Here is a 25,650-nt window from a genome sequence, read left to right as displayed (position 1 = left end):
CCCGCCTAACGAAGGGGCCTTTGAGAAAAAAGGCTCCTTTTTCGTTGAAATAATACGCGTACCTGAGACCAAAGACATGGTATAATCAGGGCATGCGGTACATTTTTAAGTTGGCGGTGAACGTTTTTGTATCCGAAAATTAATGACTTATTGATGATTAGCGTGGATTCGGGGGACGAAAAAGAAACGAGGGTGGAATATAAATCCAGAATCGCCGACATGGACGAGGACTCGATTCTCATCGAAGTTCCGATCCGGGAAGGAGGAGGGCAGCTTAAAAAGCTGTTCGTCGGGGACGAGCTGTCCATCTATTTTATGACCGACGGCGGCGTCAAGAACTACTTCAATTCCTATGTGACCGGGTTCAAGCAGGACGTGATCCGGATGGTGAGGATCCGCAAGCCCGACCCCGACTCGATCGGCAAAATCCAGCGGCGCAGCTTTTTGCGGGTAAGCGGAGAACTCGAGGTGGCCGTCAGGATGGATAACGACCGGCGTTTCCTGACCCGTACCGACGATATCGGGGGAGGCGGAATATCTTTTTACTGCGAACCGGAACATCGCGTGGCGGAAGGGGACAGGATGTCCTGCTGGGTGGTGGTGCCCTATAAAAACGGAAGCCTTGAGCATGTGCCGTTCGAAGGCGAAATCGTCAGGATCAAAGCGCTGGATAACGGCCGCAAAATCGTCATGGCCAAATTCACGACGATCGCGGACATCGAGCGGCAGAAGCTGATCAGATACTGCTTCGAACGCCAGCTCGACTTCAGGCGATAAGCCCTGTCGGCAAGATCAGCAAGATCCTGAATAAAACGGGCGGTTTCCGGACACAGTAATAGGAAAAATCCGGGAGACTTGCCATGATGAACGAAAAAGAACAAGTTCAACAATATGTGCGGCTGTTCGAACGGCTGTGCGAACAAACGGGGAAATGGACGAAAATTTTGCTCGTTTTTTTGATCGCCGCGCTCTTCTTTTTTCAGGCCGCTCTGCACATCCATTCCCTTCGCCCGCTGATTTCTCCGGTGGACCGATTGGACGGAATACCGATAAAAGAGCGAAATGTAAAGGATTGGCATCCATGAACCGAAGGGTGTTTTTTTGCATCGGTGTAGGTTGTGTGGTATAATTTTCACAGCGCAGGCAATGCCTGCTTTTTTCTTGAGTGATCGAAGAGGCGTCAGCTCGGGCTGAAGCCGCATTTGGATCGCAGGGGGAGTCGGCTGGCAAGCCGCGTTCCCGCCGCTCTATAACATCTCTTATGCTTATGATTTGAGGAGGAATGCCCCTTTGAGTAGGCAGGGGACGGAGAACAACTTGAAGATCAATATCGCGATTGATGGACCTGCCGGGGCGGGAAAAAGCACGATTGCTCGATTGGTGGCCAAAGAGCTGTCCTACATATATGTGGATACCGGCGCGATGTACCGGGCCGTGACCTGGTATATGCTGAAGCATGGAATCAAGCCGGAATCTTCGGCGGAAGTGCTGCGTCATGCCCAAGGGTTGGAGATCGAACTTCTTCCGGGCGCCGACGGGCAAAAGGTGCTGGTGGACGGCCAAGACGTGACGGGGTTCATACGCTCGCTCGAAGTCAACGGCACGGTATCGCAATACGCGCAAATCGAAGGGCTTCGCAAGCATTTGGTAGCGCTGCAGCAGCAGATGGCTGCCCGCAAGGGCGTGGTCATGGACGGAAGGGACATCGGGACGACGGTTCTGCCGGACGCCGAACTGAAGATTTTCATGACGGCCAGCGTGAAGGAACGTGCGCTCCGCCGATTCAAAGAGTTGAGTGATGCGCAGGGCTTGACCTTGGAGCAGCTGGAAAAGGATATTTCCGAACGCGATCGTTTGGACGCAGAACGCGAAATTTCGCCGCTGCGCTGCGCGGATGACGCCATCGTGCTGGATACGACGCATATGGACATCCCTCAGGTCGTCGACACGATCGTTTCCTATTGCAAAGCGCAAACGAACTCTTAAGGATGGGGAGAAGGAAGCATGTTTTATGAGTTTTGCCGGGGGCTTTTGCGGGGGATTTTCGCCGTGGCCTACCGTCTTGAGGCAACGGGGGAGGAGAACATCCCGAAGGAAGGCGGAGTGCTGCTCTGCTCGAACCATATCAGCGTCCTGGACCCGATCACGGTGGGCATCAGAATCAAGCGCAAAATCAAATTCATGGCCAAGGCCGAGCTGTTCAAGGTGCCCGTGCTCGGACCGGTCATCACGAGGCTCGGTGCGTTTCCGGTCAAACGCGAAGGCGTCAGCAAGGAATCGATCAAAACATCCCTCACCATTTTGCGTAACGGCGAAATGATGGGCATTTTCCCGGAAGGCACGCGACATTCCGACAGCGGAGCGGCCAAAAAGGGCGCAGCAACTTTTGCTCTGCGAAGCGGGGCTGCGGTCGTGCCCGTCGCCATTGTCGGCGATTACAAGCTTTTCCGGAAAATGAGAGTGATATACGGCGCTCCGTTGGATTTGACGGAATTCAAGGAAATGGAGTCCGGGGAAGCGGTGGAAGCGGTCACGGACAATATCATGTCGCGCATCCGCGAGATGCAGAAGACCGGGAAGCCGACGGCGAATTAAGCGCCGGTGCATGAAGGCAAGCACTTATTGGAAAGATATGATCACAACTGTTTTCAAGTTTTGAACTCTGCGTCAGCAGGTTTGAATAAATGGTTTTTTTGAATTGAGGAGGGTATTGACATGTCGGAAGAAACAAAAAATCAAGAAGCAGAAGTAACTCAGGAGGAAATGGACCAAATCGTATCCTTGAAAAAAGGGGACACCGTAAAAGGTTCGATCGTCAAGCTGGAAGATAACCAAGCTTATGTAAGCATTGGATATAAATACGACGGTGTGATCCCGATCCGCGAACTGTCTTCGGTTCATCTGGACAACGCATCGGACGCGGTTCAGATCGGACAGGAGGTAGAATGCAAAGTGGTCAGCATCGATGACGAAAAAGAAAAACTCGTTCTTTCCAAACGCGCGATCGACAGCGAAAACGCTTGGGAAGAGCTCGAAAAACACTTTGAAGCGCAAGACGTGTTCGAAGTCACCGTGGCTGACGTCGTGAAAGGCGGATTGGTTGCGGACGTGGGCGTGCGCGGATTCATTCCGGCTTCCATGGTAGAGCGTCATTTCGTTGAAGACTTCAGCGACTACAAAGGACGCACGCTGCGCGTGAAGGTGAAAGAAATCGACCGCGAGAACAACAAGGTGATCCTTTCCCAAAAAGACGTGCTCGACGAAGAATTCGAAGCCAACAAACTGAAAGTGATGTCCGAGCTTCAAGAAGGCCAGGAGCTTGAAGGTACGGTACAGCGCTTGACCCAATTCGGCGCATTCGTTGACGTAGGCGGCGTAGACGGACTGGTTCACGTGTCCGAAATGGCATGGAACCATGTCGAAAAACCTTCCGACGTCGTATCCGAAGGGGATAAAGTCAAAGTCAAAGTTCTGAAAGTAGACCCTGAAAAAGGAAAAATCAGCCTCAGCATGAAAGCCGCTCAGCCTGGTCCTTGGGATACCGCTGCAGAAAAATTCCATACAGGCGATGTGGTAACAGGCGAAGTCAAACGTCTGGTGACCTTCGGTGCATTTGTTGAGCTTGCTCCAGGAGTCGAAGGACTTGTTCATATTTCCCAAATTTCTCATAAACACATCGGCACCCCGCATGAAGTCCTGAAAGAAGGACAAGAAGTTCAAGTGAAAATCCTTGACATCAACACCGCTGAAAAACGCGTGAGCCTCAGCATCAAGGAAACGGAAGAAGCTCCGGCTCCTGCTCCTAAAGCGGACAGACCGGCAAAAAGCGGCGGAAACCACAAGGATGAGCTTAAAGACAATCCTAACGTATCTCTGAGCAACCAAGGTCTCAGCATTACGCTTGGGGAACGTTTTGGAGACAAACTGAGCAAGTTCAAGTGATGACCACCGTCTCGGAAGCAAAAAACGGCGAACCCTTCATCGGGTTCGCTTTTTTCATGTCATGCGCAAAAACGTATAATAAACAGGTTCAATGGCGCATGGAATCCCGTTTCTACGGGAAAATAGGATTAATAAGACGATCCGTCCATGAAAGGTTAGCCAAAATAAGCGTTTTTTGCTATGATGATTATCGTAAGTATTGACAGGAGGAGTGAATATGGCAAGACCCGTAGTAGCTATCGTTGGCAGGCCTAACGTTGGTAAATCAACCATTTTCAATCGATTGATCGGCGACCGGCTGGCCATCGTGGAAGATAAACCGGGTATTACCCGCGACCGGATTTATGGGGTATCCGAATGGAACGGCAAAGCGTTCAGCGTCATCGATACCGGGGGGATCGAAATCGACGGCGATGACGTCATTTTGAAATCCATCCGCATGCAGGCCGAGCTTGCAATCGAGGAAGCGGATGTGATCGTGTTCATGTGCGACGCCAAAAGCGGGGTCACGCAATCGGACGAAGAAGTGGCCCAAATTTTGTTCCGCTCCGGAAAGCCGATCGTGCTCGCCGTGAACAAGGTGGATAACCTCAGCCGCCATGACGAAATTTATGAGTTTTACAGCCTTGGATTCGGCGACCCGATCGCGATCTCCGGCAGCCACGGAACAGGCATCGGCGATTTGCTTGATGCGATCGTCGATATATTGCCCGATCTTAGCGACGACGACTATGACGAGGACGTCATCCGCGTTGCGCTGATCGGACGCCCCAACGTGGGCAAATCTTCTCTCGTCAATGCCATTCTCGGCGAGGAACGCGTCATCGTCAGCGATATCGCGGGCACGACAAGGGATGCGATCGATACGCCGTTTGAAAAGGACGGGCAGCGTTACGTCCTGATCGATACGGCGGGAATGCGCAAACGCGGCAAAGTATACGAGACGACGGAAAAATACAGCGTCATGCGGGCCATGCGCGCCATCGAACGGGCGGACGTCGTGTTGATCGTCATCAACGGCGAGGAAGGCATCATCGATCAGGACAAGCATATTGCCGGTTACGCGTATGAAGCGGGCAAAGCATCCATTTTCGTCGTCAACAAATGGGATGTCGTCGAGAAGGACGACAAAACGATGCACCAGTTCGAGAAAAAGATCCGGGATCATTTTCTCTTCATGACGTATGCACCGATCGTGTTTTTGTCAGCCAAAACGAAGTCGCGCCTGCATAAGCTGCTGCCCGTCGTTCAGCATGTGGCCCAGCAGCATTCTCTTCGCGTGCAGACGCATCTGCTTAACGACGTCGTTTCCGATGCGGTCGCGATCAACCCTCCTCCGACGGATAAAGGAAGGCGTTTGCGGATTAACTATGTCACCCAGGTGGCCGTCAAGCCGCCGACCATGGTTGTATTTGTTAACGATCCTGAGCTGATGCATTTCTCCTATGAACGGTATTTGGAGAATAAAATACGGGGGGCGTTCGATTTCGAAGGGACCCCGATCAGGATCTTTACGCGGCGCAAATCGGATGAAAGTTAGGGGAGAATAGTTTGACATTAAAGATCATCGCCATTGTACTGAGTTATTTGCTCGGCTCCGTCAGTTTCAGCGTCGTGATGGCCAAACTTCTGAAAGGGATCGATATCCGCCAGCATGGAAGCGGAAATGCGGGAGCTACCAACACGCTGAGAATTTTGGGAAAAGGGCCGGCCATTGCCGTGCTGCTGCTTGACGTATTGAAGGGCATCGGCGCCATTTGGCTGGGCAAGTGGCTTGGGGGAGGAAACGAATGGATTCCCGCCCTCTGCGGCCTGGCTGCCATCGTCGGCCATAACTGGCCCGTGTACTTCCGTTTCCGCGGCGGCAAAGGGATCGCCACCACGATCGGCATTATGGCAACGCTCTGCTTTTTCCCGGCATTGTGCGCGGGAATCATCGCCATTTTATTGATCGTGTTTACGCGTTACGTTTCGCTCGGTTCGCTTGTATTCGTGGCGCTGACTCCTATTTCTCTGTTAGTCTTTGGTTTGATCCAAGGTTTCGACTGGCCGATTTTCTGGTCCAGTTTGGTCATTTGTTTGTTTGCCTTCTGGAGACACCGCAGCAATATCGTAAAGATCGTTCAAGGACGGGAAAACAAAATTGGCTCCGGAGGTTCCAAAGGGGGAAAGGGCATTGTCAAATAAGATAGCCGTACTGGTTGCGGGAAGCTGGGGCACCGCCCTGGCCAGCGTTCTCGCCTGCAATCACCCGAACGTGGTGATCTGGAGCCGCAGCAGCGAGCAGGTACGGGAAATCAACGAGAAGCATATGAACAGCCGGTATTTGCCTGACGCCGCGTTGCCGGCCAACCTGAAAGCGACAACGGATCTCGAAGAGGCCGTCAAGGATGCGGGGGCGGTGCTGATCGTCGCCCCGTCCAAAGCGATGCGCGAAGTGGCGCGGTCGCTGAAGGCGTATTGGCGCAAAGACATGCTGTGCATCCACGCGACGAAAGGGTTCGAAACCGAAACGCTGAAGCGGATGTCGACGGTCATTTCCGAAGAGCTTGGCATCGAAGAGGGCGACGTTGTCGTTCTATCGGGGCCGAGCCACGCGGAGGAAGTCATCCGCCGCTGCCCGACGACGGTCGTAGTGGCCTCCCTTAACCAAAAGGCCGCGGCCGCGGCGCAATATTTGTTCATGAACGCCGACTTCCGCGTGTATACCAACAGGGACATGTTAGGCGTCGAATTGGCCGGAGCGCTCAAAAACATCATTGCGCTTGGGGCCGGCATGTCCGACGGGCTTGGTTACGGCGACAACGCAAAAGCGGCGCTGCTGACGCGGGGGCTTGCGGAGATCACCCGGATCGGCGTCGAACTGGGGGCCAACCCGCTTACGTTTTCGGGGCTTGCCGGGGTCGGTGACCTGGTGGTTACCGCGACCAGCCGCCACAGCCGGAACTGGCGGGCAGGCTCGTTGCTTGGCCAAGGGAAAAAGGTCGACGAAGTCCTGGACTCCATGGGCATGGTCGTAGAAGGGATCCGCACGACCCAAGCGGCCCACACGATTTCCGCCAAATACGGCGTGCAAATGCCGATCGCGGAGCAGCTGTACCAAGTGCTGTTTGAGAACAAAGATCCCCGCATCGCTGTCGAAGCCCTGATGGGCCGCGACCCGAAGACGGAAATGGAAGCCATGAAGCTCAAAACCTGGGAGCAATGGCATAGCTGATCTTTTCACCTTTCAGGGCCAATCCTCATATATATAAGTTGAGGACTGTCGGAGGAGGGGAGAAGATGAGCAAAAATTTCCCAAAAGATGTGCTGAACGTCGTCAACAAGAAATCCGGTAAGCGCATCTCGGAAAGCCAGGTTAAGAAATTAGCCAGTACCGTAAAACCGTCCACGATGCAAAACGAGACCCAGCTCCGCCAACTGATCAAGCAAGTGTCCGCGATGGCCAACGTTCCGGTCAGCGAAGAGACGATCCAGGACATCGTGAGCGCGGTCAAAAAAAGCGGCATGAACCCGCAAAACATGGAATCGTTGATGAAATTAATGATGAAGAAATAAATCGGGTTACCCAAAATCAAAGGGCAATAAGCCTTTGAAGCCTTAAGCTTCAAGGACTTTATGCTCTTTTTTTCAGATGTCGATATTACGTAACCCTTTCCGCTAAAAATGCGGACAAGTTTCATGCTATAATACGTCTATATATCAAGAAATGGAGAGTCAGCCTATGGATCCGATGACAAAAATGTGGGTCTCCCTGATTGCCATCCTGATCATGGGATTATCCGTGTTTTTAATTACGTTTGCCCGCACGAAAACAACCGGCATTCTTCGCGGCGCTTTATCTTTTGTGGCGTTTATTTTTATGGTGGTGGGATTTCTCGGAGGAATGGCGGCGTTGATATGAACCCGTTCCGCATTTTTTTTGACAAAAAAAAGCCGGCAAACGAGGAGATGGTTGAACCGGAACAACGTGCAACCGCGGCTTCCGGGGAAGCTACCATGCAGCTGAAAGGACGGACGATCGAAAAAACGGTCGTGCCCGAACCGGGAAAAACGATCCTTCAGCACGCAAAGGACCATGAAATCGACTGGCAGCATATGTGCCGCCGCGGCACGTGCGCCCGCTGCAGATGTCAGGTCGTGGAGGGAGCGGAGCTGCTCGAAGAGCCGACGCAAGCCGAACTTCGGCGCCTCGACACGGAAGAATTCGACGAAGGTTTCCGCCTTGGATGCCAGGCGGTCGTAAGATCCCCGGGAAAAATCGTAGCGCGGAACAAAACTTATTTTTAAACGGATGGTTGGATAGGAGAGTGGGACATGCAGGTTTCATCCGAACTACATCATGCGCTGCAGCAGTTATCTGAACGGTTCGGGCAAGCCGGGAATTGCTGGCTGGTCGGCGGAAGCTGCGGACTTCTGCTCCAGAACGTGCGTCTTGACGCCATGCCCCGGGATATCGACGTCTATGCGGATGGTGTCCGCGTAAGCCGACTTCACGTCCTGCTGAACGACTTGGCCGTCGACGAACCCGAAGTGAGCCGGACGGATACATATCACTCCACCCTCAGCCATTATAAGCTGGGCGATTATTTGATGGAACTGGTCGGCAGCTTTAAGGTTCATGCGTCGGGGAGCCGTTATGAGGTTCTGGTGGAAAATCTTTTGCTCCCGGAAGCCAAAACGGCTGAGATCGGAGGCTTTTCCATTCCCCTGATGCCGCTTGGACATGAATTGGTGTTTAACGTGCTTAGGGAGCGTCCCGACCGGTACCAAGCGATCGCCGCAACGATGACGACGGATTTGGGGAGCCATATGCCGCTGCTCCGCCGCATCTTCGAAACCTGCCGGCTGTCGCGCAAGCATGCGGTGCAAATCGAAAAACTGCTCGGCTTGAACGGAGACGGCAGCCATTTTCGCGTCGCGCCCGAGGAGCCGTTGCATGATGAAGCATGAAATTACGTTTAAGCCTTCGGGCAAAAAGACGGCCGTAAGCCCCGGCACGACGGTGCTGGCGGCTTCCCGCCGGGCGGGCGCCCCTATTCCGGCGCGCTGCGGCGGCAAAATGGGCTGCCTCATGTGCAAAATCGAAGTGGACGATCAAGCCAAAGAGCAGCTGTCTCCCCCGTCGGAGGCGGAAAGCCGGAAGCTTGGCTCGTTGATCCATACAGGGATAAGGCTGGCCTGCCAGTCGAAAATCGAAGGAACGGTGACCGTCACCATACCTGAAGACAAGCTGAAGGCCGCGATTCGCAAACAGCTGGAGGCGGCGCGGCAGCGGGATCAGGAAGACCTTTGGTGATGCTTGCCCGATTTGACATTTTCACGACATAAAGGATGATGATTGTGACTCAGGCTCATTTCGCCAAACGTTCCGGTACCCTCCGGAAAGCCGCGGCCGCCGTCATGGCGGTTTTGCTTGCGGTCAGCTTGTCCGGATGTTTGTACCCGGATGAGAAAAAAAACGAAAACAGGGTGTCGTATCGCGAAAGCGTCAAACGCATCCAGTCCGCGATCGACGATTATCAAAAAGAAAAAGGTCTGCTGCCGATATTGAACGCGGACCAGGAAACGCCGAAATACGAGAAATTCCGGATCGACCTGGATAAGCTGCAAAAAGAGGGATTCATCGATGAAATCCCGTCGACCGCCTTCGAGAAGGGCGGAAGCGCCTACTTCCTCATTCAGGACGAAGAAACGAAACCTACGGTCAAAGTGATGGATCTGATCACGGTCCAAAAAGTCAACGACGTACAGCGTCTCGTCAACCAATACAAGATTGCGCATGACGGGAAGCTTCCTGCCGGAGACGAAGTTTACCCGGATATTCATGCGGTGGACCCTTCGCTTGCAGGTTTGAAGGACATCGGTTTGAAAAGCGTCTATTCCGGCCAGGAGGTCCGTTTTATCATGGACCGAACAGGCACGGTTTACGTCGACTACGCATTCGATATGATGCAGCTGATCGATAAGCAAGGCCTCAAGCCGACCCGAGAGGAGGATTTGCGGGAAGAGCTGGTGAAAGCGTCGGAATACGTTCCCGTCAAATCGCTGCCGTACCGATGGTCCGGGGACGCGCCGGTAGCCGTCGCGCCCGGATCTTCGTCCAAATAACCCCATAGATTCCTATAGCCGTTGTTCCAAGCGATCCGCTTGCGAAGAGCGGCTTTTTGCATTTTTGGGGGAGGGCTTCAGAGAATCTTCTTTTAGCGGGGCTCCACGCTTTGTTTGCGCAAAATATTTTACATAGATGGACGGCAAGGCGCATATAACTGGAAAGGATGACGAGGCCGGGCAAAGCTCGGGATCTATGGAATGGGCTAAAGAGCGGCGGAAATCGGGCGTGAACGGGCTTTAGAACACTCTCTATAGGTTAAGAGATTTTGCAAAATACCCGTCATATTGTTTTTCATAGGTACATAATATGATACTAGTCCAAATGCCTAAAGCGAGTATCGCCGCTTTGCCGTTCCAATCCGATTCTGACCCCGGCGGCGGACTACTGACGACATTGTATGGCTCCATTCCGTTGCAATGGCTCGAGGCTTCAGATGGAACACGAAGCGGGATGCTCTTAAGCATTTTTCCTTCGGAGTAAATGAGGAGGGGATCTCTTTTGGAAAAAGTGGACATTTTTAAAGACATTGCCGAACGCACCGGCGGGGACATTTACCTGGGTGTGGTCGGCGCGGTCCGAACAGGCAAATCGACGTTCATCAAGCGGTTCATGGAAACCATCGTGCTTCCGAACATCGCAAGCGAAGCCGATCGGGCACGAGCCGTGGATGAACTGCCGCAAAGCGCGGCCGGCAAAACCATCATGACGACGGAACCGAAATTCGTGCCGAACAATGCAGTGCAAATCAAGGTAACCGAGGGACTGGAGGTCAACGTCCGCCTGGTGGACTGCGTAGGCTACGCGGTTGAGGGGGCAAAAGGGTACGAGGATGAAAACGGTCCGCGCATGATCTCCACCCCTTGGTTCGAGGAGCCGATTCCGTTTCAGGAAGCGGCTGAAATCGGAACGCGCAAAGTCATTCAGGAACATTCGACGCTTGGCGTGGTGGTCACCACCGACGGAACCATCGCGGAAATCCCGCGCAGCTCCTACGTGGAAGCCGAAGAACGCGTCATCGCCGAGCTGAAGGAAGTAGGCAAGCCGTTCGTGCTCGTCATCAACTCGACCCGTCCGCGCAGCGAAGAAACGCTGCAGCTGCGCAACGAACTGGCCGACAAATACGACATCCCGGTCATGGCCCTCAGCGCGGCGACGATGACGGAGGACGACGTGACAGGCGTGCTGCGCGAAGTGCTTTACGAATTCCCCGTGCATGAAGTCAACGTCAATCTGCCGAGCTGGGTGATGGTGCTGAACGAAAAGCACTGGCTCCGGAGCAACTATGAAAATTCGGTCCGCGATACGGTCAAGGACATCCGCCGTTTGCGCGACGTGGACCGCGTCGTGTCCCAATTCATGGATTACGAATTCATCCAGCGCGCCGCGCTCAGCGGCATGAACATGGGGCAGGGCGTGGCGGAAATCGACTTGTTCGCGCCGGATGAATTGTATGACCAAATCCTGATGGAAGTGGTCGGCGTCGAAATCCGCGGCAAGGATCATCTGCTCCAGCTGATGCAGGAATTCTCCCATGCCAAACGCGAATACGACCGGTTCGCGGAAGCGCTTGAAATGGTGAAAACAACCGGTTACGGCATCGCCGCGCCGTCCCTTGCGGAAATGTCGTTGGATGAGCCTGAGCTTATTCGTCAGGGAACCCGTTTCGGCGTGAGGCTGAAAGCGACGGCTCCTTCGATCCACATGATCAGGGTCGACGTCGAATCCGAGTTCTCCCCGATCATCGGCACGGAAAAGCAAAGCGAGGAGCTTGTGCGCTACCTCATCCAGGATTTCGAAAACGACCCGATCAAAATTTGGGATTCGGACATCTTCGGACGTTCCCTGCACTCGATCGTGCGCGAAGGCATTCAAGGCAAGATCGCCATGATGCCGGACAATGCGCGATACAAGCTGCAGGAAACGCTGGGCAGAATCATCAACGAGGGATCGGGCGGCCTGATCGCCATCATTCTGTAACGCTGCATGCGAAACCCCGCCGGCGGAGCTATCCGCCGGCGGGGTTTTTTGCGTTCGTTTGCAGGATTAAACCGGTCGATATTCCCAGCCGCGCCAGCATTTTTTAACTTCATCATACCGATGAGAAAAGCGGTTTTAGTCGAATTTTGCAAAAATATGGCGTAAATAATTAAAAACCTATTTACATACTTGGTTTTAGGCCTTATATTATGTATAACATTTTTACATTGTAGAGAGTTGAAGGGGGAAAGAACCGATGCGATTCGGTAGAAAAAGAAATGCGGCATTGCTCTCATTATTCCTGGTTTGGGCTTTACTGGCAAGCGCCTGCGGGCAAAAAAACGCATCGACCGTCGGCGGCGAAGCGGACGCTGCCGGCAATGCGGACAAGCCTTTGGCAGGCAAACGCGTGGCGCTCATCATGGAATTCAACACAGGCACGTTCTCGCAGCAGTACGTGCAGGGCGTCACCGAGGAAGTCGAAAAATTCGGGGGCAAGCTGACGAAATTCGTTGCGGGCAACGACAAGGCCAAGATGGCATCCTTGCTCGATTCCGCCATTACCCAGCGTTTTGACCTGATCCTGACGGACCATGGCGATCAGCTCTTGCAGCCGGGCGTTCAGAAGGCGGTGTCCCAGAAGATCCCCGTCGTCGTATTCGACGCGGACGTCCACGTGGCGGGCGCTACGACCTTGTCCCAGGACGACCGGAAAATGGCCGAGCTGACGCTGGAACAAATGAAAAAAGACATCGGCGGCAAAGGCAATATCGTCAAGGTGTGGGTCGCCGGCTTCGCGCCGATGGAACGCCGTCAGACGGCATATAGCAAATTCATGCAGGAAAACCCGGACATCAAAGAGATCGCGACGTTCGGCACGGCCCAAAATCCGGCCCTTGATACGCAAACGCAAATGGAAGCCATTCTGAAGCAGTATCCGAAAGGCCAAATTTCGGCCGTTTGGACCGCCTGGGACGAATTCGCCAAAGGGGCCGCCCGCGCGATCCAGCAAGCCGGACGCGACGAAATCAAAGTATACGGCATCGATATGAGCGACGAAGATTTGCAGATGATCCAGGATCCGAAAAATCCTTGGGTCGCTTCCGCCGCGGTGGATCCGAAGGACATCGGGCGCATCCAGGTCAGATACGGATACCAAAAGCTGCATGGCGACAAAACCGAGGACGAAGTGGTGCTGGAGCCGGTTTACGTATCCCGCGACGCTTTGCCTCAAGAGCAAATTTCGACGACGGAGCTGTCCAAATACGTGAAAGGCTGGGGCGAAAGCAAGCAAGGCCTTGCGGATTGGATGGCGGAATACGGCAAGTAATGGCTGAACGTCAAGCCAGGGCTTCATGCTGAAAGGCCGTGCTTAGGCACGGTCTTTTCAATCATATGAGGATGATCCACAGTCCTTGAGCGAAAAAAGGAGGGGCCGCTTTGACAGCTTCATACCAATTGGAAATGAAAAAGATCACCAAGCAATTCGGCGGCGTTCCGGCCCTGAACGCGGTGGATTTTACGGCAAAGGGAGGGCAAATCCATGCGCTCCTCGGCGCCAACGGGGCGGGGAAAAGCACGCTGATGAAAATCCTTTCCGGTGCCTACCGGGCGGACGGCGGGGACATAGCCGCGGATGGCAAGACGCTCCGGATTGCCTCTCCCGCCGACGCGAAAAAAAGCGGGATCCACTGCGTCTACCAGGAGGTGGATTCGGCTCTGGTGCCGCAGCTGACGGTCGCGGAAAACGTGATGCTGGACGCGCTTGCCTCCAAGGAATCGGGCCTTTGGATCCGGACCGGGGACCGGGCGAAGCGGGCGAAAAGCGTTTTATCCCGTCTTGGGGCGGACATCGACGTGAATCGGAAGGTCGCGGAACTCAGCCTTGCGCAAAAGCAAATCGTGCTGCTGGCCCGCATCGTGGCGCAGGACGCCAAGGCGATCATTTTCGACGAGCCGACCGCTCCGCTCAGCGACGGCGAATGCAGAGCGCTGTTCAGAATCATGCATGAATTAAAAGATAGCGGCGTGGCTTGCATCTTCATTACGCATCGGCTCCCCGAGGTGCTGGAGCATGCGGACTGGGTGACGGTCATGAGGGACGGGCAGAAGGTCCACTCCGGGCCCGCGGCCGACATCAGCGCCGAAGGCATCATCGGCCATATGCTCGGCAAAACGTTCGAGGAGGAATTTCCGAAACGGGAGACGAAGATCGGCGAACCGCTGCTTAAAGCCGAAGGAATCCGTAGGGGCTACAAAGTCCGCGGGGCGGATCTCGAGGTGCGAAGCGGCGAGGTGCTCGCCGTCGTCGGTCTCGTCGGTGCGGGCAAAACGGAGTTTGCCCGAATACTGGGCGGCGCGGACAAGCATGAAGAGGGCCGGATCGAGATGCGCGGGAAAAAGCTGTCGTTCCGGCAGCCCGCGGACGCGGTCAAGGCCGGGATCGTGCTGGTGCCCGAAGAGCGGCGCAAGCAGGGCATTTTCATTCATCAGTCCGTCGATTTGAATCTGACGCTGCCCATTCTCGACCGGGTGAGCCGTTTCGGCTTCGTTTCCCGCAAAAAAGAAAAGCGCCTCAGCTCGGACATCGTGCGTTCGCTTGGCGTCAAAGCGGCTTCGGGCGATCAGCTTGCCCTCTATTTAAGCGGCGGCAACCAGCAAAAGCTGGCCATCGGCAAATGGCTTGAAAGCGGCGCCGAAGTATTCATTTTCGACGAGCCGACCAAAGGCGTGGATATCGGGGCGAAAAGCGATATTTTCCGCATCATCGGCGACCTCGCGGCAGCGGGAAAAGGCATCATCTATTTTACTTGCGAATTGGCGGAAGGGCTCGGGATCGGCGACCGGATCGCGGTCATGGCGGACGGCGCGGTCAGCAAGGTGTTCAAGCGCGGCGAAGCCACGCAGGCCCGGCTTTTATATTACGCCAGCGGAGGCATGGAGGAAGATTATGAAGGATAAATTGCTGCATTACGCGTTCCGTTACGGGGCGGTTGTCGTCATTATCGGGGTGATCGCCTTTTTTTCGTTCCGGCTCCCCTACTTTTTTACCTATGGCAACTTAAGCGATATTTTGGGCTCCATCACGATCGTGACGTTCGTTGCCATCGGCGTGACGCTTTCCCTTGTCGTGGACGGCTTCGATTTGTCGGTAGGCTCCACCGTCTCTCTGACGACCGTAGGAGCCGCTTCGCTGATGATCTGGTACCAGCAGCCCGTTTATGTCGTGATCATCGTCTCTTTGCTTGCAGGGGCGCTTATCGGCCTGCTGAACGCTTTGCTGATCGTTAAACTGCGGATACCGGATTTGCTGGCGACCCTTGCGGTGATGTACATCGTCGGCGGCATCCACAAAACCTATGCGCAGGGCTACAACATCTATAATCATATGGAATTTCCCGACGGCACCAAGGCTCCCGGGGAAATGAGCGCCGCTTTCCTTCAGCTGGGGCAGGGGAAGTGGTTCGGCATCCCGATCTCCGCCGTTTTGTTGATCATCGCCGTGGCGGCGGTCCATATTTTCCTGACGCGCACGAAATACGGCAGGCAAATGTACGTCACCGGCGGCAACGAGGAGGCGGCGCGACTTTCCGGGATCAAGGTGAAAAAAGTCCGCACCCTCGCCTACGTTGCATCGGGCATTTTTGCGGCCATCGGCGGCATTTTGTATGCGTCGCGCGTCGGCTCGGGGCAAATCGACGCAGGTTCGCCGCTGCTGATGGAATCCGTCGCCGCCGTCTTCGTCGGCTTCTCGGTTTTTGGCGCGGGAAAGCCGAACGTCATCGGCACCTTCATCGGCTCCGTGCTGATCGGCGTGCTTGTCAACGGCTTGACGATGATGAACATGCAGTATTTTACGCATGACATTATCAAAGGAACGGTGCTTGTGCTGGCGCTTGCCGTCACTTTTTATGTTTTGAACCGTTCCAAAGCTTAAAACTCTTGAAATTATAATGGCGCTGTATTACTATAAGTTTGTCCGCGCCTGCGGCTGTACTGGCTTTACGGCGATTCTATCTGTAAATAACAGCAGATGAACGTATATTTTGCTGCAAAACGGAAAGAGTGAGTAACAACCGATCGAACCTTTGGGGAGGTGAAATGACCATGAATAAATCCGAACTGATTTCCCAAGTAGCTGAAACTGCAGAATTGTCCAAAAAGGATGCGACGAAAGCCGTTGACGCGGTATTCGAAGCGATCGCTCAAGCTCTGCAAAACGGAGACAAAGTCCAACTCGTTGGATTTGGCAACTTTGAAGTTCGCGAGCGTTCCGCCCGTAAAGGACGCAACCCGCAAACCGGTGAAGAAATCGAAATCCCTTCGAGCAAAATCCCTGCTTTCAAACCAGGCAAAGCGCTCAAAGACGGAATCAAATAAGATTTCTACATATTTCCAATAAGCTGGTGAGAAAAAGACCGTGATGAACCCGGCTGCCGCTGCAGATCTTGATCCGCAGCAGCGTTTCGGGTACCTGCAAAGCTTTTCGGTTCAACCCGATTTGACGCGCAGGCGTTCACGGCCTTTTCTTTTCTGTCTGGACGGTACGAGACGGATCGGCAGGGACCGGCCGGGGGGGAGTTTTCAAGCGTACTTCATTGGGATGCGGGTTGGTCTTGGTCCGCGTATGCGATCAGGACGACGGGATAACCTGCTTCCCGGCTGATCTGGCGTTCATACTCCCGGAGCTTCGAAATCGTTTCTTCGTCCAGCGGCGCCGGTTCGTAATGATTCATCTTGGGGCTCACTCCTTTTTTAGTATATTGCTTGATTAGCTTTCCCAGGACGGCATCGAATTTTACGAGAAGAATCGATCGCGCAGATGATGGCGGAAGGAGGGAATTCATATGGAAAATCCGAACAACAACGATTACATCGTCGTGAAGGCCAAAGAAAACGGCGTGCAGGTGATCGGGCTGACCCGCGGTACTGATACGAAATTCCATCATACGGAAAAGCTCGATAAAGGCGAGGTTTTGATCGCGCAGTTCACGGATCATACGTCCGCCATGAAAATCCGCGGCAAGGCGGAGGTTCAAACCAAGCACGGGGTGATCGAAAGCGACAGCTAAATGCAGGCATAGCCTGCTTTTTTTTCGTTGGGTAATCGAGGTATGGACTCCGGGAATGAAGCTTAAACTATAGGTACCGAACAAGCGAGGAGGACTACCAGATGACCCGTTATATCCTTCCATGCGCCGCGCTCATCCTTGCTTTGGGAACGGCGCCGCCTTTATTTTGGGCAACCCCGCATGCCGATGCCGCCCCGGCCCGTCCCAAACAGGTGATGCCGGTCGTTTTGCATCGGCAGGGCTGGGAATTGAGCGACGACAACATCGTCGACGTGCTGCATTCGCTGCCTTTGACGCTGGCGATCCGCCGCGTGGAATGGCATGCGCCCGCGATATCCATCGACCTGACGGTACCCGCTCCCGAAACGACGCGAACGGAAATGTACAAAAACATCGCCGAAATCCTGTCGTTTTGCTTCTCGGGCACAAGCAACGTCCAGCAGGTCAAGCTGAGGCTGATGGCCGAGGATCCGTGGCTGGATACGCGCCATCTCCTTCTGGCGGCCGACACGGGACGAAGCGCATGGGATTCGGCCATGTACCGCGAACTCCGGCTGACGGGAGAAGCGGCGCTGCCCGAATACATAAAGAGCCGTTTGCACGTGATCGAAACCCTGTTGTGGAAAGAGCGTTACGGCGGATATTTTAGCGGGTAGATATATATAAAAATAAGGCTTCCCCACCCGTGCGTGGGGAAAAAACATGTGATATAATAGAAAAGATTGTGAACAAATGATCTTGTTCGTCGGATAAGCAAGTGATTCAAGAGAAATAAGGCTCGGAGGCTGACGATGAAACCGTACCGCGTACCCCAACTAGCAAAGAAATATGTCGAATACGACATGATCCAAAAACATACGGAGCTGCCGCCTTTTCCAGACGCTCGTGTTCAGCTTTTATACATTTTCCTGAACCAGGGAACCGGCAGTCACGGCATGCACAGCGAGCTGTTTTCGCTGGTGACTTCCCTCGTTCAATTAGGTATAGATACGCATGAAACGATTGATACGCAAAAGGACAAACCGGGCGAAGGCTTTATGCGTTCCCGCCAGCTGAAGGTTCTCGCAGGAGACTATTTCAGCAGCCGGTTTTATCAGCTCTTGTCCCAGAAGGGACAAATCGAAGCCGTTTCGCGCCTAAGCCAGGCCATTTGCGACGTCAATGTGCTGAAGATGAACTTGTACGGCAAAATGAAAAGCCTGTTATTGTCGGCAGAAGAATATTTGCGGCATACGGTGCAGCTGAATATGCAGCTGTTTCTTTCTTTTACGCCCCTGCTGGAAGAATCCCTCCACGAGTTGTGGGGCACTCTGCTCCGCAAAGTCAGCGAATGCGAAACCGTGTCGAGGGAAATGCAGCGGAGCGGCGGCGAACCGTTTCTTTACAGTTACTCTTACTGGCACATCCTGGATGTGGCCAATGAAGAGGATAAAGAGGCGCTGAGAGAACGAAAAATCGACAACAAGGACTGGAAAAAGCTGATGCTGAAATACAAAGCGGCCGAGCATATGGCCGAACGGCTGCGTCAAGCGGTAAACGGCGTCCAATCCGTTTTGAAAAACGCCAAAAGCGACGGCTGCCTTCGCGAGATCGGACAGGTTCTGGAGCCGTTCCAGCGTCAGCTGCACGCTTCCGGTTCGGCCGTCGGAGAAGGGTAGGGTTGCTTAATGAATATCAATGCTTCGGAGCCCAAAACGCATACGGAGGACCACAAATACGACCACGTCCAATCCGTATTCGAAAGCATCGCTCACAAGTACGACATCATGAACGACATTTTAAGTTTCCGCAGGCATAAGGCCTGGCGCAAATTTACGATGAAGAAGATGGCGATGAAACCCGGGGATACGGCCATCGACCTGTGCTGCGGTACATGCGACTGGACGCTCAGCATGGCTGAGGCCAGCCGGACCGGCCAAGTGGTGGGACTTGATTTTAGCCCCAACATGCTGAAGGTAGGGGAAAGCAAGGTCCGGGCCAAACATCTCGAAAACCAGATTACGCTGGTGCAGGGGAATGCGATGGAGCTGCCGTTCGAGGATAACCGGTTCGATTATGCGACGATCGGTTTCGGCCTTCGGAACGTGCCGGATCTGGTGCAGGTGCTCCAGGAAATGAAACGCGTGGTCAAACCCGGCGGCATGGTCGTTTGCTTGGAATTGTCCAAGCCGACATGGCAGCCGTTCAAGAGCATTTATTATTTTTATTTTCAAAAGGTACTGCCTAATCTGGGCAAACTTTTCGCCAAAAGATACGAGCAGTACAAGTGGCTGCCGGATTCGCTTGCGCTTTTTCCCGGAAGGGAGGAGCTGGCGTCGATATTCCGGGACGTCGGGTTACAGCATGTCAAGGCCTATCCCCTGACTGGCGGCATCGCGGCACTACATATTGGGATTAAGGAGAATCGGCATGTTTAAGAAAATCGGTGTTTTTTTGGAAATGATCAAAATCGAACATACATTGTTCGCACTTCCCTTTGCGTTTATGGGGGCCATTTTGGGATCGGTGACCGTAAACGGCCATCTGCCTTCATGGGCGCAAATCGGCTGGATATTGATGGCCATGTTCGGGGCGCGGAGCGCCGCATTCGGTTTGAACCGGATGATCGACCAAGTCATCGATAAAAAGAACCCCCGCACGGCCGGGCGGGCGATTCCCGCAGGGCTTCTCAAAACGGCCGAAGTCATCGTGTTTACGATCGTTTGTTTCGTATTGTTGTTCTGGGCGGCGTTCGAATTGTCCCCGCTTGCCGTAAAGCTGCTTCCGATCGCGGTCTTTTTCCTTGTTTTTTATTCTTACACGAAGCGCTTTACATGGCTCTGCCATTTGATTCTCGGGCTTACGATCGCGCTGGCTCCGCTGGGCGGCTGGGTGGCCGTGACGAACAGCATCGACTGGACGGCGCTTTTGCTTTACGTTTCCGTCGCGTTCTGGACGGCGGGTTTCGACGTGATTTACGCGATTCAGGACATGGAATTCGATAAAAAGGAAGGGCTGTTCTCCATTCCTGCCCGCTTCGGCCTGCACGGGTCGTTGAAAATCGCAAGATATTTTCATATGGTCACGGCCGCAGGTTTTATCATCCTCTTTTTTGCGACGGATTTGAGCTGGTGGTATTTCGCCGGGATGGTCATTTCTTATTTTATCCTATTCTATGAACATTTCATTTTGTCGCCAAATGATATGAGCAAGCTGCAGACCTCGTTTTTCACCATGAACAGCGTGCTTAGTATCGTTGTTTTTGTCTTTACGCTGATTGACTTGGTGGTGCAGTTCCATTGATCGATGCGAAAAAACGGGGCTGGGTCGTCGGAATCACGGGAGCTAGCGGCTCGGTTTACGGCGTGCGCCTGATCGAGGTTCTTTTAAGCGAAGGTTACCCGGTTCATCTGGTCGTCTCCAATGCGGGCTGGCGGGTCCTCGGCGAGGAACTTGGATGGAATGCCGCCAGGCGGGAGCAGGCGCTGCAGGACAAATTCGGCGGGCTTCCGGGCAAGCTGACGTACCATGCGATCGCGGACATCGGCGCGACCATTGCAAGCGGCTCCTACCAGGTCGAAGGCATGGTGATCGTTCCGTGTTCCATGGGCACGTTGTCCGCGGTGGCCAGCGGCGCCTCCGACAATCTGATGACGCGGGCGGCGGACGTCATGCTGAAGGAAGGGCGACCGCTCGTCCTGGTGCCGCGGGAAACGCCTTTGCATGCCATCCATCTGGAAAATATGCTGAAGCTTGCCCGGCTCGGAGTGAAAATGATTCCGGCCATGCCGGCTTTTTATTTTCATCCCGAAACGATCGACGATCTGGTCGATTTTCAGGTAGGCAAAATATTGGACAGCCTGCGGATCGAACATCGGCTGTTTACCCGCTGGGACGGCGGGCAGGCCGCGCACAAGCGGGAAAAACCCTGAATCCGGTACAGTGTCATCTGCGTATGAACTGTGCTATGATGAACTAAAACTGGTTATTGCATGAAAACAACTCGAATTCTGCTGCTGCAAAAGGGAAATGCGGATTGAGAATACGCTGACACGGGTGAAGGAATGAAAAGATTAGACATATTCGGCTTACTGAAAAAAGATATGAACTACATTGAAAACGAGCTCTTTCGCAGCATCGAAGGAGAGCATCAGCTGCTGAACGAAACGTCCATGCATCTGCTGAAGGCGGGAGGCAAACGGCTGCGTCCCGTGTTCGTGCTGATGGGGGGGAAGTTCGGAAACTACGACTTGGAAAAGCTTAAGCACGTGGCGGTGCCGCTGGAGCTGATCCATATGGCCTCTCTCGTTCATGACGACGTGATCGATGACGCGGATACCCGCCGCGGGGAGTTGACGGTCAAGTCCAAATGGGACAACCGGATCGCGATGTACACCGGCGACTATATCTATGCCCGGGCTCTCATGATCGCAGCGCAGCTGGAAAAACCGCAAATCCATCAAATCCTGTCCAAAGCGATGGTCGAAATGTCCATCGGCGAAATGGAGCAGATCCGCGACTTTTTCAATACCGAGCAAAGCGTGCGCCGCTACCTGCTGCGGATTCGCCGCAAAACCGCCCTTCTGATCGCGGTCAGCTGCCAGCTCGGAGCCGTGGCTTCCGACGCGGATGAGAAGGTGTCCAATTTGCTGTACCGTTACGGATACAACGTCGGCATGGCCTTTCAAATCCAGGATGACCTGCTGGACCTGTGCGGGACGGAAAAACAGATCGGCAAACCTCCGGGAAGCGACATCCGGCAGGGGAACATTACGCTGCCGGTCATTTTTGCCCTCCAGGACGAAGAGCTGAAGGCTCCCCTGCTCAGGGAAATCGGCTATATCCGCGAACGCAACGGGGAATGCGACGTGACCGGGGCCATTCAGATGATCAAGTCCAGCAGCGGCATTTCGCGGGCCGAAGCCTTGGCGGATCGTTACATAAAAAAAGCGCTTGGCGCGCTGGAGCGCCTCCCGGATAACCGGACGAAGAAAAATTTGAGGGACATCGCCCATTTCGTGACCAAACGCTCTTATTGAAGCACCTTGCCGCCTTCCATTGCAGGTTTGACGAAGTTAATATCAGTCTGATTTTATATATTGTAAGATTGCCATACTTAACCTTACGACTTGAGTCAAAATAGGAGAGTGAGTTTATGGAACGAACTTTTTTAATGGTCAAGCCAGACGGAGTACAACGTGGTTTAATCGGCAAAATCATCGCAAGACTGGAAGACAAAGGGTTCAAAATGGTGGCAGGCAAGCTGGTGCAAGTGTCGCAGGAACAGGCGAAACGCCATTACGCCGAACATGAAGGCAAGGATTTTTACGATAACCTGGTCAACTTTATTACTTCCGGCCCCGTCTTCGCCATGGTATGGGAAGGCGACGACATTATCGCCCTGTCGCGGATGTTGATGGGGAAAACGAACGTGAAGGAAGCGCAGCCGGGCACCATCCGCGGCGATTACGCTTCGCACACCCCGCATAATCTGATCCACGGTTCCGATTCCCCGGAAAGCAGCGCGCGCGAGATCGCGAATTTTTTTGAAGCGCACGAACTGGTGGAATACGACAAGACCATCTCGCCGTGGACGTAAAACAGCCGTATCCGCCGACCGGGGGGGAATCTGCCGGAATTTCCCTGCCGGACCGTGATTATATGATGTTCATCGAAAACGTAAAGAAAAGCACCGGCATCGATCTGTCGGAATATAAGGAAGCGCAAATGAAACGCCGTTTGACCACGCTCCGCGTTAAAAACGGTTACACGAGTTTCGCCGCTTTTTTCGAGGCTTTTTCCAAGGACAAATCCTTGTTTTATGAATTTTTGGACCGGATGACGATCAATGTATCCGAATTTTGGCGCAACCCGAACCGCTGGGAGGTTTTGCGGGACATCATCCTTCCCGAGCTGGCCGGCGGAAGTCCGCGGGGGCTTAAGGTTTGGAGCGCTGCCTGTTCCACGGGGGAGGAACCGTATACGCTTGCGATGATCCTCGACGGCAAAGGCCTGCTGGATGCGTCCAAGCTGGTTGCGACCGACATCGATGAAGGCGCTTTGGCCAAAGCCAAGCAGGGGCTTTACATGGAGCGATCCCTCAAGGATGTGCCGCAGGACGTCGCCGCCCGCTATTTTACGCAGGATGGAGCCCTGTTCAAATTCAGCGAGCTGCTGAAAAAGAAGGTCGAGTTCCGCAAGCAAAACCTGCTGCTTGACCCGTTCGAAAAGGGACATGACTTGATCGTCTGCCGGAATGTCATGATTTATTTTACGGAGGAAGCCAAATCCAAGCTGTACCACAAATTCGCGGAAGCCCTCCGCCCGGGCGGGTATTTGTTCGTCGGCAGCACGGAGCAAATTTTTTCGCCGGGACAATACGGGCTCGAGCCGACCGAAACGTTTTTTTACCGGAAAAAAGGCTGACGTTCCAGAACAGGTATAATGAAGGCCGGTTCAAACCGATACTATGATTGACATGGGAACTCACAAAAGTGGAGGTTCGTATCATTCATGGACAAACGCCAGGTCATTACCGCGTACCGCCGCGGGTTTATTACGATTCAGGAATGCGGGCAAATTCTGGGCATCGAAGATATCCGGCTAAGCCGGATGGTGCGGGATTCCGTGGAAAACCTGGAGAACGCCCCGAAGCCCGCCGGCAGACTCACCGCAAACGGCAGCAGCGCAGAATAAGACGCCGACCCTTGATTTCAAAGGGCCGGCTTTTTTTGTATGCGGATTTACAGGCAACAGCTTACCGTGATCATGCTCTGGCGGCAAATTTTGAATCAACGCGTGACAGGGCCTACCGTTAAATATTATAATGGGCAAAGATATCATCGGATTTTAGCCGTTTACCGTTTAACAGTTTAAAGGGGGAAAGCAACATGAGTATTTCTAACTTCATCGCAAGCGGAGTGTTGCGAATATGAGAACGGTACATGTGGATTTGGGAGAACGCTCGTACCCGATTTATATCGGCACCGGCCTGCTGCCGCAGGCGGGATCGTTTCTGGTCAAACACGGCTTGTCCGTCAAAAGCCCGCATCTGATCGTCACCGACGACAAGGTCGCCCCGCATCATCTGGATACGCTGAAGTCAACGCTCGAGAAAGCCGGCTTTCGCCTGGTCGTCTCGGTGGTGAAATCGGGCGAAAGCTCCAAATCGCTGCAGGTGTTCGAGGAAGTCATGACTTCGGCCATCCAAGGCGGCTTGGACCGCAAATCTTCGGTCATTGCCCTCGGCGGCGGCGTCGTCGGGGACTTGGCGGGTTTCGTGGCCGCGACCTATATGCGCGGCATCGCATTCATTCAAATGCCGACCACGGTGCTGGCCCATGACAGCAGCGTCGGGGGCAAGGTGGCCGTGAACCATCCGCTGGCGAAAAACATGATCGGCGCCTTCCATCAGCCCGAGTTCGTGCTGTACGACCTCGACACGTTGATGACGCTGCCTCCGCGCGAAGTGTCGGCGGGTTTGGCGGAGATGGTCAAACACGGGCTCATCCGGGATGCCGCATTCGCCTACTGGTGCAGAGACTATGCGCAGGAACTGCTTTCGCTCGACCGGGAGGCGCTGGGGTACGGTCTCGAACGCGGGGTGGCCATCAAGGCGGAGGTGGTGTCCCAGGACGAGCGCGAAGGCGGTCTGCGGGCCATATTGAACCTTGGCCATACGATCGGCCATGCCATTGAGGCGGTTGCCGGGTACGGCGAATTCCTTCACGGCGAAGCCATTTCGATCGGGATGGCCGGCTCGGCCCTGTTGGCCGAGGCGCTCGGCCGCGGCACAGGGCTGTACGAAGACACGACGGCCATGCTGAAAGCGTTGAATTTGCCGGTCATTTTGCCAGACCATTTGGGCGAAGACGAGCTGATGGCAGCAATGATGCATGACAAAAAGTTCAAGGAAAACACGATGGTATTCATCGTACCGGATGCCATCGGCTCCGTCAGCATCGTGAAGGATATTCCGCAGCAGCTGGTCAGAGATATCCTGAAGCAGCTTAGAAAAGGAGGAAAAGCCAATGTATAACAGAGGGATAAGGGGCGCCACGACCGTCCGGCATAACGACGAGCGCGAAATTCTCGACGAGACCGTCGTTCTGATGCGCGAAATCGTCGAGCGGAACCAAATCGATCCCGAAGATATTTGCAGCGTTTGGATCACGCTTACCCAGGACCTGGACGCGGCCTTCCCGGCCAAAGCGATCCGGGAGCTCGAAGGCTGGGAGATGGTGCCTTTGATGTGTTCCGTGGAGGTGCCGGTGAAGGGCAGCCTTCCGCGCTGCATCCGGCTGATGGTACAGGTGAATACCGAAAAAAGCCAACGCGAAATGAAACACGTGTATTTGAACGAGGCCCAAAGATTGCGCCCGGATCTGGCGGCTCCCAAATCCTAACTTTTTTTGGAAGGATGCTTGCCAGGACAGGTTTCATCCTGTATAGTGTAGGTTAATGGTTCGGGCAACAGGGAGTCCTTTGCAGGAACCGAAACAGGATTGAACCGGGATGGAGATTCCGGTTAATCATGAGACGAGTAGAGTTTAGTTGAGCTGAGTT

32 protein-coding genes are annotated in these 25,650 nt (G+C 54.0%); 31 read left to right on the top strand and 1 reads right to left on the bottom strand.

Going from position 1 to position 25,650, the window contains the following annotated elements:
* Window positions 1–126 precede the first annotated feature (126 nt).
* The 19 genes from NYE48_RS17505 (at window position 127) to NYE48_RS17415 (ending at window position 16,414) form a co-directional block, all read left to right on the top strand.
* Complete coding sequence (locus tag NYE48_RS17505; RefSeq protein ID WP_036709967.1) at window positions 127–777, top strand: flagellar brake protein; 651 nt, start codon at window positions 127–129, stop codon at window positions 775–777.
* 83 nt (window positions 778–860) lie between these two features.
* Window positions 861–1,085 carry a hypothetical protein gene (locus NYE48_RS17500; RefSeq protein ID WP_036709970.1) on the top strand — a complete coding sequence of 75 codons (225 nt, stop codon included), beginning with the start codon at window positions 861–863 and terminating at the stop codon, window positions 1,083–1,085.
* Between the two features lie 205 nt (window positions 1,086–1,290).
* Complete coding sequence (gene cmk, locus NYE48_RS17495; protein ID WP_212946842.1) at window positions 1,291–1,986, top strand: (d)CMP kinase; 696 nt, start codon at window positions 1,291–1,293, stop codon at window positions 1,984–1,986.
* An 18-nt stretch (window positions 1,987–2,004) separates the two neighbouring features.
* Entirely contained in the window at window positions 2,005–2,595 is a 591-nt protein-coding gene (locus tag NYE48_RS17490) for a lysophospholipid acyltransferase family protein (protein WP_036709974.1), read from the top strand.
* A 120-nt stretch (window positions 2,596–2,715) separates the two neighbouring features.
* Entirely contained in the window at window positions 2,716–3,942 is a 1,227-nt protein-coding gene (gene rpsA, locus NYE48_RS17485) for a 30S ribosomal protein S1 (protein WP_036709977.1), read from the top strand.
* A gap of 217 nt (window positions 3,943–4,159) precedes the next feature.
* Window positions 4,160–5,482, top strand: a complete 1,323-nt coding sequence (der, locus tag NYE48_RS17480) for a ribosome biogenesis GTPase Der (RefSeq protein WP_036709982.1) — start codon at window positions 4,160–4,162, stop codon at window positions 5,480–5,482.
* A gap of 11 nt (window positions 5,483–5,493) precedes the next feature.
* Window positions 5,494–6,129 carry a glycerol-3-phosphate 1-O-acyltransferase PlsY gene (gene plsY / locus NYE48_RS17475; RefSeq protein WP_036709986.1) on the top strand — a complete coding sequence of 212 codons (636 nt, stop codon included), beginning with the start codon at window positions 5,494–5,496 and terminating at the stop codon, window positions 6,127–6,129.
* A complete protein-coding gene (locus NYE48_RS17470; RefSeq protein ID WP_212946836.1) occupies window positions 6,119–7,159 on the top strand; it encodes an NAD(P)H-dependent glycerol-3-phosphate dehydrogenase in 1,041 nt (346 codons plus the stop codon). The genes plsY and NYE48_RS17470 overlap by 11 nt, the downstream gene beginning before the upstream one ends.
* A gap of 65 nt (window positions 7,160–7,224) precedes the next feature.
* Complete coding sequence (locus tag NYE48_RS17465; RefSeq protein WP_036709992.1) at window positions 7,225–7,500, top strand: stage VI sporulation protein F; 276 nt, start codon at window positions 7,225–7,227, stop codon at window positions 7,498–7,500.
* A 166-nt stretch (window positions 7,501–7,666) separates the two neighbouring features.
* Complete coding sequence (locus NYE48_RS17460; RefSeq protein WP_036709997.1) at window positions 7,667–7,846, top strand: DUF2768 family protein; 180 nt, start codon at window positions 7,667–7,669, stop codon at window positions 7,844–7,846.
* Entirely contained in the window at window positions 7,843–8,232 is a 390-nt protein-coding gene (locus NYE48_RS17455) for a 2Fe-2S iron-sulfur cluster-binding protein (protein ID WP_306433210.1), read from the top strand. Before NYE48_RS17460 ends, NYE48_RS17455 begins: the two co-directional genes overlap by 4 nt.
* A 27-nt stretch (window positions 8,233–8,259) precedes the next feature.
* The gene (locus NYE48_RS17450; RefSeq protein ID WP_212946835.1) at window positions 8,260–8,895 is read left to right on the top strand and encodes a hypothetical protein; all 636 of its coding nucleotides are present in this window, start codon (window positions 8,260–8,262) and stop codon (window positions 8,893–8,895) included.
* Window positions 8,885–9,241 (top strand): 2Fe-2S iron-sulfur cluster-binding protein, encoded by a 357-nt coding sequence (locus NYE48_RS17445; protein ID WP_341000686.1) that lies wholly within the window; start codon window positions 8,885–8,887, stop codon window positions 9,239–9,241. The genes NYE48_RS17450 and NYE48_RS17445 overlap by 11 nt, the downstream gene beginning before the upstream one ends.
* A gap of 38 nt (window positions 9,242–9,279) precedes the next feature.
* Window positions 9,280–10,053 (top strand): hypothetical protein, encoded by a 774-nt coding sequence (locus tag NYE48_RS17440; RefSeq protein WP_036710003.1) that lies wholly within the window; start codon window positions 9,280–9,282, stop codon window positions 10,051–10,053.
* 502 nt (window positions 10,054–10,555) lie between these two features.
* Complete coding sequence (gene spoIVA / locus NYE48_RS17435) at window positions 10,556–12,034, top strand: stage IV sporulation protein A (protein WP_036710007.1); 1,479 nt, start codon at window positions 10,556–10,558, stop codon at window positions 12,032–12,034.
* Between the two features lie 256 nt (window positions 12,035–12,290).
* Window positions 12,291–13,364, top strand: coding sequence for a sugar ABC transporter substrate-binding protein (locus NYE48_RS17430; RefSeq protein ID WP_340999577.1), 1,074 nt, complete (start codon window positions 12,291–12,293; stop codon window positions 13,362–13,364).
* Between the two features lie 134 nt (window positions 13,365–13,498).
* On the top strand, window positions 13,499–14,995 hold the full coding sequence (locus NYE48_RS17425; protein WP_341000685.1) for a sugar ABC transporter ATP-binding protein: 1,497 nt from the start codon (window positions 13,499–13,501) through the stop codon (window positions 14,993–14,995).
* Window positions 14,985–15,971: an ABC transporter permease gene (locus tag NYE48_RS17420; RefSeq protein WP_340999576.1), complete on the top strand. Its 987-nt coding sequence runs from the start codon at window positions 14,985–14,987 to the stop codon at window positions 15,969–15,971. The genes NYE48_RS17425 and NYE48_RS17420 overlap by 11 nt, the downstream gene beginning before the upstream one ends.
* A gap of 170 nt (window positions 15,972–16,141) precedes the next feature.
* A complete protein-coding gene (locus NYE48_RS17415) occupies window positions 16,142–16,414 on the top strand; it encodes an HU family DNA-binding protein (RefSeq protein ID WP_036710010.1) in 273 nt (90 codons plus the stop codon).
* Between the two features lie 215 nt (window positions 16,415–16,629).
* Here the strand turns inward: NYE48_RS17415 and NYE48_RS17410 are convergent, their stop codons facing one another.
* Window positions 16,630–16,770, bottom strand: coding sequence for a hypothetical protein (locus NYE48_RS17410; protein WP_340999575.1), 141 nt, complete (start codon window positions 16,768–16,770; stop codon window positions 16,630–16,632).
* Window positions 16,771–16,881: 111 nt separating this feature from the next.
* Here NYE48_RS17410 and mtrB point away from each other — a divergent pair, with 111 nt between their 5' ends.
* The 12 genes from mtrB to aroH all read left to right on the top strand — a co-directional run bounded on the left by mtrB (window position 16,882) and on the right by aroH (window position 25,490).
* Entirely contained in the window at window positions 16,882–17,106 is a 225-nt protein-coding gene (gene mtrB, locus NYE48_RS17405; RefSeq protein WP_036710013.1) for a trp RNA-binding attenuation protein MtrB, read from the top strand.
* Window positions 17,107–17,207: 101 nt separating this feature from the next.
* Window positions 17,208–17,762 carry a hypothetical protein gene (locus NYE48_RS17400; protein ID WP_052146992.1) on the top strand — a complete coding sequence of 185 codons (555 nt, stop codon included), beginning with the start codon at window positions 17,208–17,210 and terminating at the stop codon, window positions 17,760–17,762.
* A gap of 135 nt (window positions 17,763–17,897) precedes the next feature.
* Complete coding sequence (locus NYE48_RS17395) at window positions 17,898–18,764, top strand: heptaprenyl diphosphate synthase component 1 (RefSeq protein WP_212946829.1); 867 nt, start codon at window positions 17,898–17,900, stop codon at window positions 18,762–18,764.
* Between the two features lie 9 nt (window positions 18,765–18,773).
* Window positions 18,774–19,523 (top strand): demethylmenaquinone methyltransferase, encoded by a 750-nt coding sequence (locus tag NYE48_RS17390; protein ID WP_212946824.1) that lies wholly within the window; start codon window positions 18,774–18,776, stop codon window positions 19,521–19,523.
* Window positions 19,516–20,388, top strand: a complete 873-nt coding sequence (locus NYE48_RS17385; protein ID WP_340999572.1) for a UbiA-like polyprenyltransferase — start codon at window positions 19,516–19,518, stop codon at window positions 20,386–20,388. The genes NYE48_RS17390 and NYE48_RS17385 overlap by 8 nt, the downstream gene beginning before the upstream one ends.
* Window positions 20,385–21,017 carry a UbiX family flavin prenyltransferase gene (locus NYE48_RS17380; protein ID WP_036710019.1) on the top strand — a complete coding sequence of 211 codons (633 nt, stop codon included), beginning with the start codon at window positions 20,385–20,387 and terminating at the stop codon, window positions 21,015–21,017. The genes NYE48_RS17385 and NYE48_RS17380 overlap by 4 nt, the downstream gene beginning before the upstream one ends.
* A gap of 132 nt (window positions 21,018–21,149) precedes the next feature.
* The gene (locus NYE48_RS17375; protein ID WP_036710023.1) at window positions 21,150–22,124 is read left to right on the top strand and encodes a polyprenyl synthetase family protein; all 975 of its coding nucleotides are present in this window, start codon (window positions 21,150–21,152) and stop codon (window positions 22,122–22,124) included.
* A 116-nt stretch (window positions 22,125–22,240) separates the two neighbouring features.
* Window positions 22,241–22,684: a nucleoside-diphosphate kinase gene (gene ndk / locus NYE48_RS17370; RefSeq protein ID WP_036710027.1), complete on the top strand. Its 444-nt coding sequence runs from the start codon at window positions 22,241–22,243 to the stop codon at window positions 22,682–22,684.
* Between the two features lie 62 nt (window positions 22,685–22,746).
* The gene (locus tag NYE48_RS17365; RefSeq protein WP_052147000.1) at window positions 22,747–23,511 is read left to right on the top strand and encodes a CheR family methyltransferase; all 765 of its coding nucleotides are present in this window, start codon (window positions 22,747–22,749) and stop codon (window positions 23,509–23,511) included.
* Between the two features lie 87 nt (window positions 23,512–23,598).
* On the top strand, window positions 23,599–23,781 hold the full coding sequence (locus NYE48_RS17360) for a hypothetical protein (protein WP_036710030.1): 183 nt from the start codon (window positions 23,599–23,601) through the stop codon (window positions 23,779–23,781).
* Between the two features lie 235 nt (window positions 23,782–24,016).
* Window positions 24,017–25,123: a 3-dehydroquinate synthase gene (gene aroB / locus NYE48_RS17355; protein WP_212946819.1), complete on the top strand. Its 1,107-nt coding sequence runs from the start codon at window positions 24,017–24,019 to the stop codon at window positions 25,121–25,123.
* The gene (gene aroH, locus NYE48_RS17350; RefSeq protein ID WP_340999571.1) at window positions 25,116–25,490 is read left to right on the top strand and encodes a chorismate mutase; all 375 of its coding nucleotides are present in this window, start codon (window positions 25,116–25,118) and stop codon (window positions 25,488–25,490) included. The genes aroB and aroH overlap by 8 nt, the downstream gene beginning before the upstream one ends.
* Window positions 25,491–25,650 lie beyond the last annotated feature (160 nt).

This window comes from Paenibacillus sp. FSL M7-1455, from assembly GCF_038004655.1.
Classification (GTDB): Bacteria; Bacillota; Bacilli; order Paenibacillales; family Paenibacillaceae; genus Paenibacillus_AQ; species Paenibacillus_AQ cookii.
The sequence above is the reverse complement of the archived record's forward strand: the minus strand, read 5'-3'. Positions and strand labels throughout refer to the sequence as shown.

What these genes read in the sequence shown, in the direction of transcription:
- NYE48_RS17490 (WP_036709974.1), top strand. Translation starts at nt 2,005, where the DNA reads ATGTTTTATGAGTTTTGCCGGGGGCTTTTGCGGGGGATTTTCGCCGTG.
- NYE48_RS17415 (WP_036710010.1), top strand. Translation starts at nt 16,142, where the DNA reads ATGAATAAATCCGAACTGATTTCCCAAGTAGCTGAAACTGCAGAATTG.
- NYE48_RS17400 (WP_052146992.1), top strand. Translation starts at nt 17,208, where the DNA reads ATGACCCGTTATATCCTTCCATGCGCCGCGCTCATCCTTGCTTTGGGA.
- ndk (WP_036710027.1), top strand. Translation starts at nt 22,241, where the DNA reads ATGGAACGAACTTTTTTAATGGTCAAGCCAGACGGAGTACAACGTGGT.
- NYE48_RS17395 (WP_212946829.1), top strand. Translation starts at nt 17,898, where the DNA reads ATGAAACCGTACCGCGTACCCCAACTAGCAAAGAAATATGTCGAATAC.
- NYE48_RS17460 (WP_036709997.1), top strand. Translation starts at nt 7,667, where the DNA reads ATGGATCCGATGACAAAAATGTGGGTCTCCCTGATTGCCATCCTGATC.
- NYE48_RS17445 (WP_341000686.1), top strand. Translation starts at nt 8,885, where the DNA reads ATGAAGCATGAAATTACGTTTAAGCCTTCGGGCAAAAAGACGGCCGTA.
- NYE48_RS17360 (WP_036710030.1), top strand. Translation starts at nt 23,599, where the DNA reads ATGGACAAACGCCAGGTCATTACCGCGTACCGCCGCGGGTTTATTACG.
- aroH (WP_340999571.1), top strand. Translation starts at nt 25,116, where the DNA reads ATGTATAACAGAGGGATAAGGGGCGCCACGACCGTCCGGCATAACGAC.
- NYE48_RS17420 (WP_340999576.1), top strand. Translation starts at nt 14,985, where the DNA reads ATGAAGGATAAATTGCTGCATTACGCGTTCCGTTACGGGGCGGTTGTC.
- rpsA (WP_036709977.1), top strand. Translation starts at nt 2,716, where the DNA reads ATGTCGGAAGAAACAAAAAATCAAGAAGCAGAAGTAACTCAGGAGGAA.
- NYE48_RS17500 (WP_036709970.1), top strand. Translation starts at nt 861, where the DNA reads ATGATGAACGAAAAAGAACAAGTTCAACAATATGTGCGGCTGTTCGAA.
- der (WP_036709982.1), top strand. Translation starts at nt 4,160, where the DNA reads ATGGCAAGACCCGTAGTAGCTATCGTTGGCAGGCCTAACGTTGGTAAA.
- NYE48_RS17425 (WP_341000685.1), top strand. Translation starts at nt 13,499, where the DNA reads ATGAAAAAGATCACCAAGCAATTCGGCGGCGTTCCGGCCCTGAACGCG.
- NYE48_RS17455 (WP_306433210.1), top strand. Translation starts at nt 7,843, where the DNA reads ATGAACCCGTTCCGCATTTTTTTTGACAAAAAAAAGCCGGCAAACGAG.
- NYE48_RS17465 (WP_036709992.1), top strand. Translation starts at nt 7,225, where the DNA reads ATGAGCAAAAATTTCCCAAAAGATGTGCTGAACGTCGTCAACAAGAAA.
- NYE48_RS17365 (WP_052147000.1), top strand. Translation starts at nt 22,747, where the DNA reads ATGATGTTCATCGAAAACGTAAAGAAAAGCACCGGCATCGATCTGTCG.
- NYE48_RS17390 (WP_212946824.1), top strand. Translation starts at nt 18,774, where the DNA reads ATGAATATCAATGCTTCGGAGCCCAAAACGCATACGGAGGACCACAAA.
- mtrB (WP_036710013.1), top strand. Translation starts at nt 16,882, where the DNA reads ATGGAAAATCCGAACAACAACGATTACATCGTCGTGAAGGCCAAAGAA.
- NYE48_RS17450 (WP_212946835.1), top strand. Translation starts at nt 8,260, where the DNA reads ATGCAGGTTTCATCCGAACTACATCATGCGCTGCAGCAGTTATCTGAA.
- NYE48_RS17410 (WP_340999575.1), bottom strand. Translation starts at nt 16,770, where the DNA reads ATGAATCATTACGAACCGGCGCCGCTGGACGAAGAAACGATTTCGAAG.
- aroB (WP_212946819.1), top strand. Translation starts at nt 24,017, where the DNA reads ATGAGAACGGTACATGTGGATTTGGGAGAACGCTCGTACCCGATTTAT.
- NYE48_RS17440 (WP_036710003.1), top strand. Translation starts at nt 9,280, where the DNA reads ATGATTGTGACTCAGGCTCATTTCGCCAAACGTTCCGGTACCCTCCGG.
- NYE48_RS17385 (WP_340999572.1), top strand. Translation starts at nt 19,516, where the DNA reads ATGTTTAAGAAAATCGGTGTTTTTTTGGAAATGATCAAAATCGAACAT.
- NYE48_RS17375 (WP_036710023.1), top strand. Translation starts at nt 21,150, where the DNA reads ATGAAAAGATTAGACATATTCGGCTTACTGAAAAAAGATATGAACTAC.
- NYE48_RS17430 (WP_340999577.1), top strand. Translation starts at nt 12,291, where the DNA reads ATGCGATTCGGTAGAAAAAGAAATGCGGCATTGCTCTCATTATTCCTG.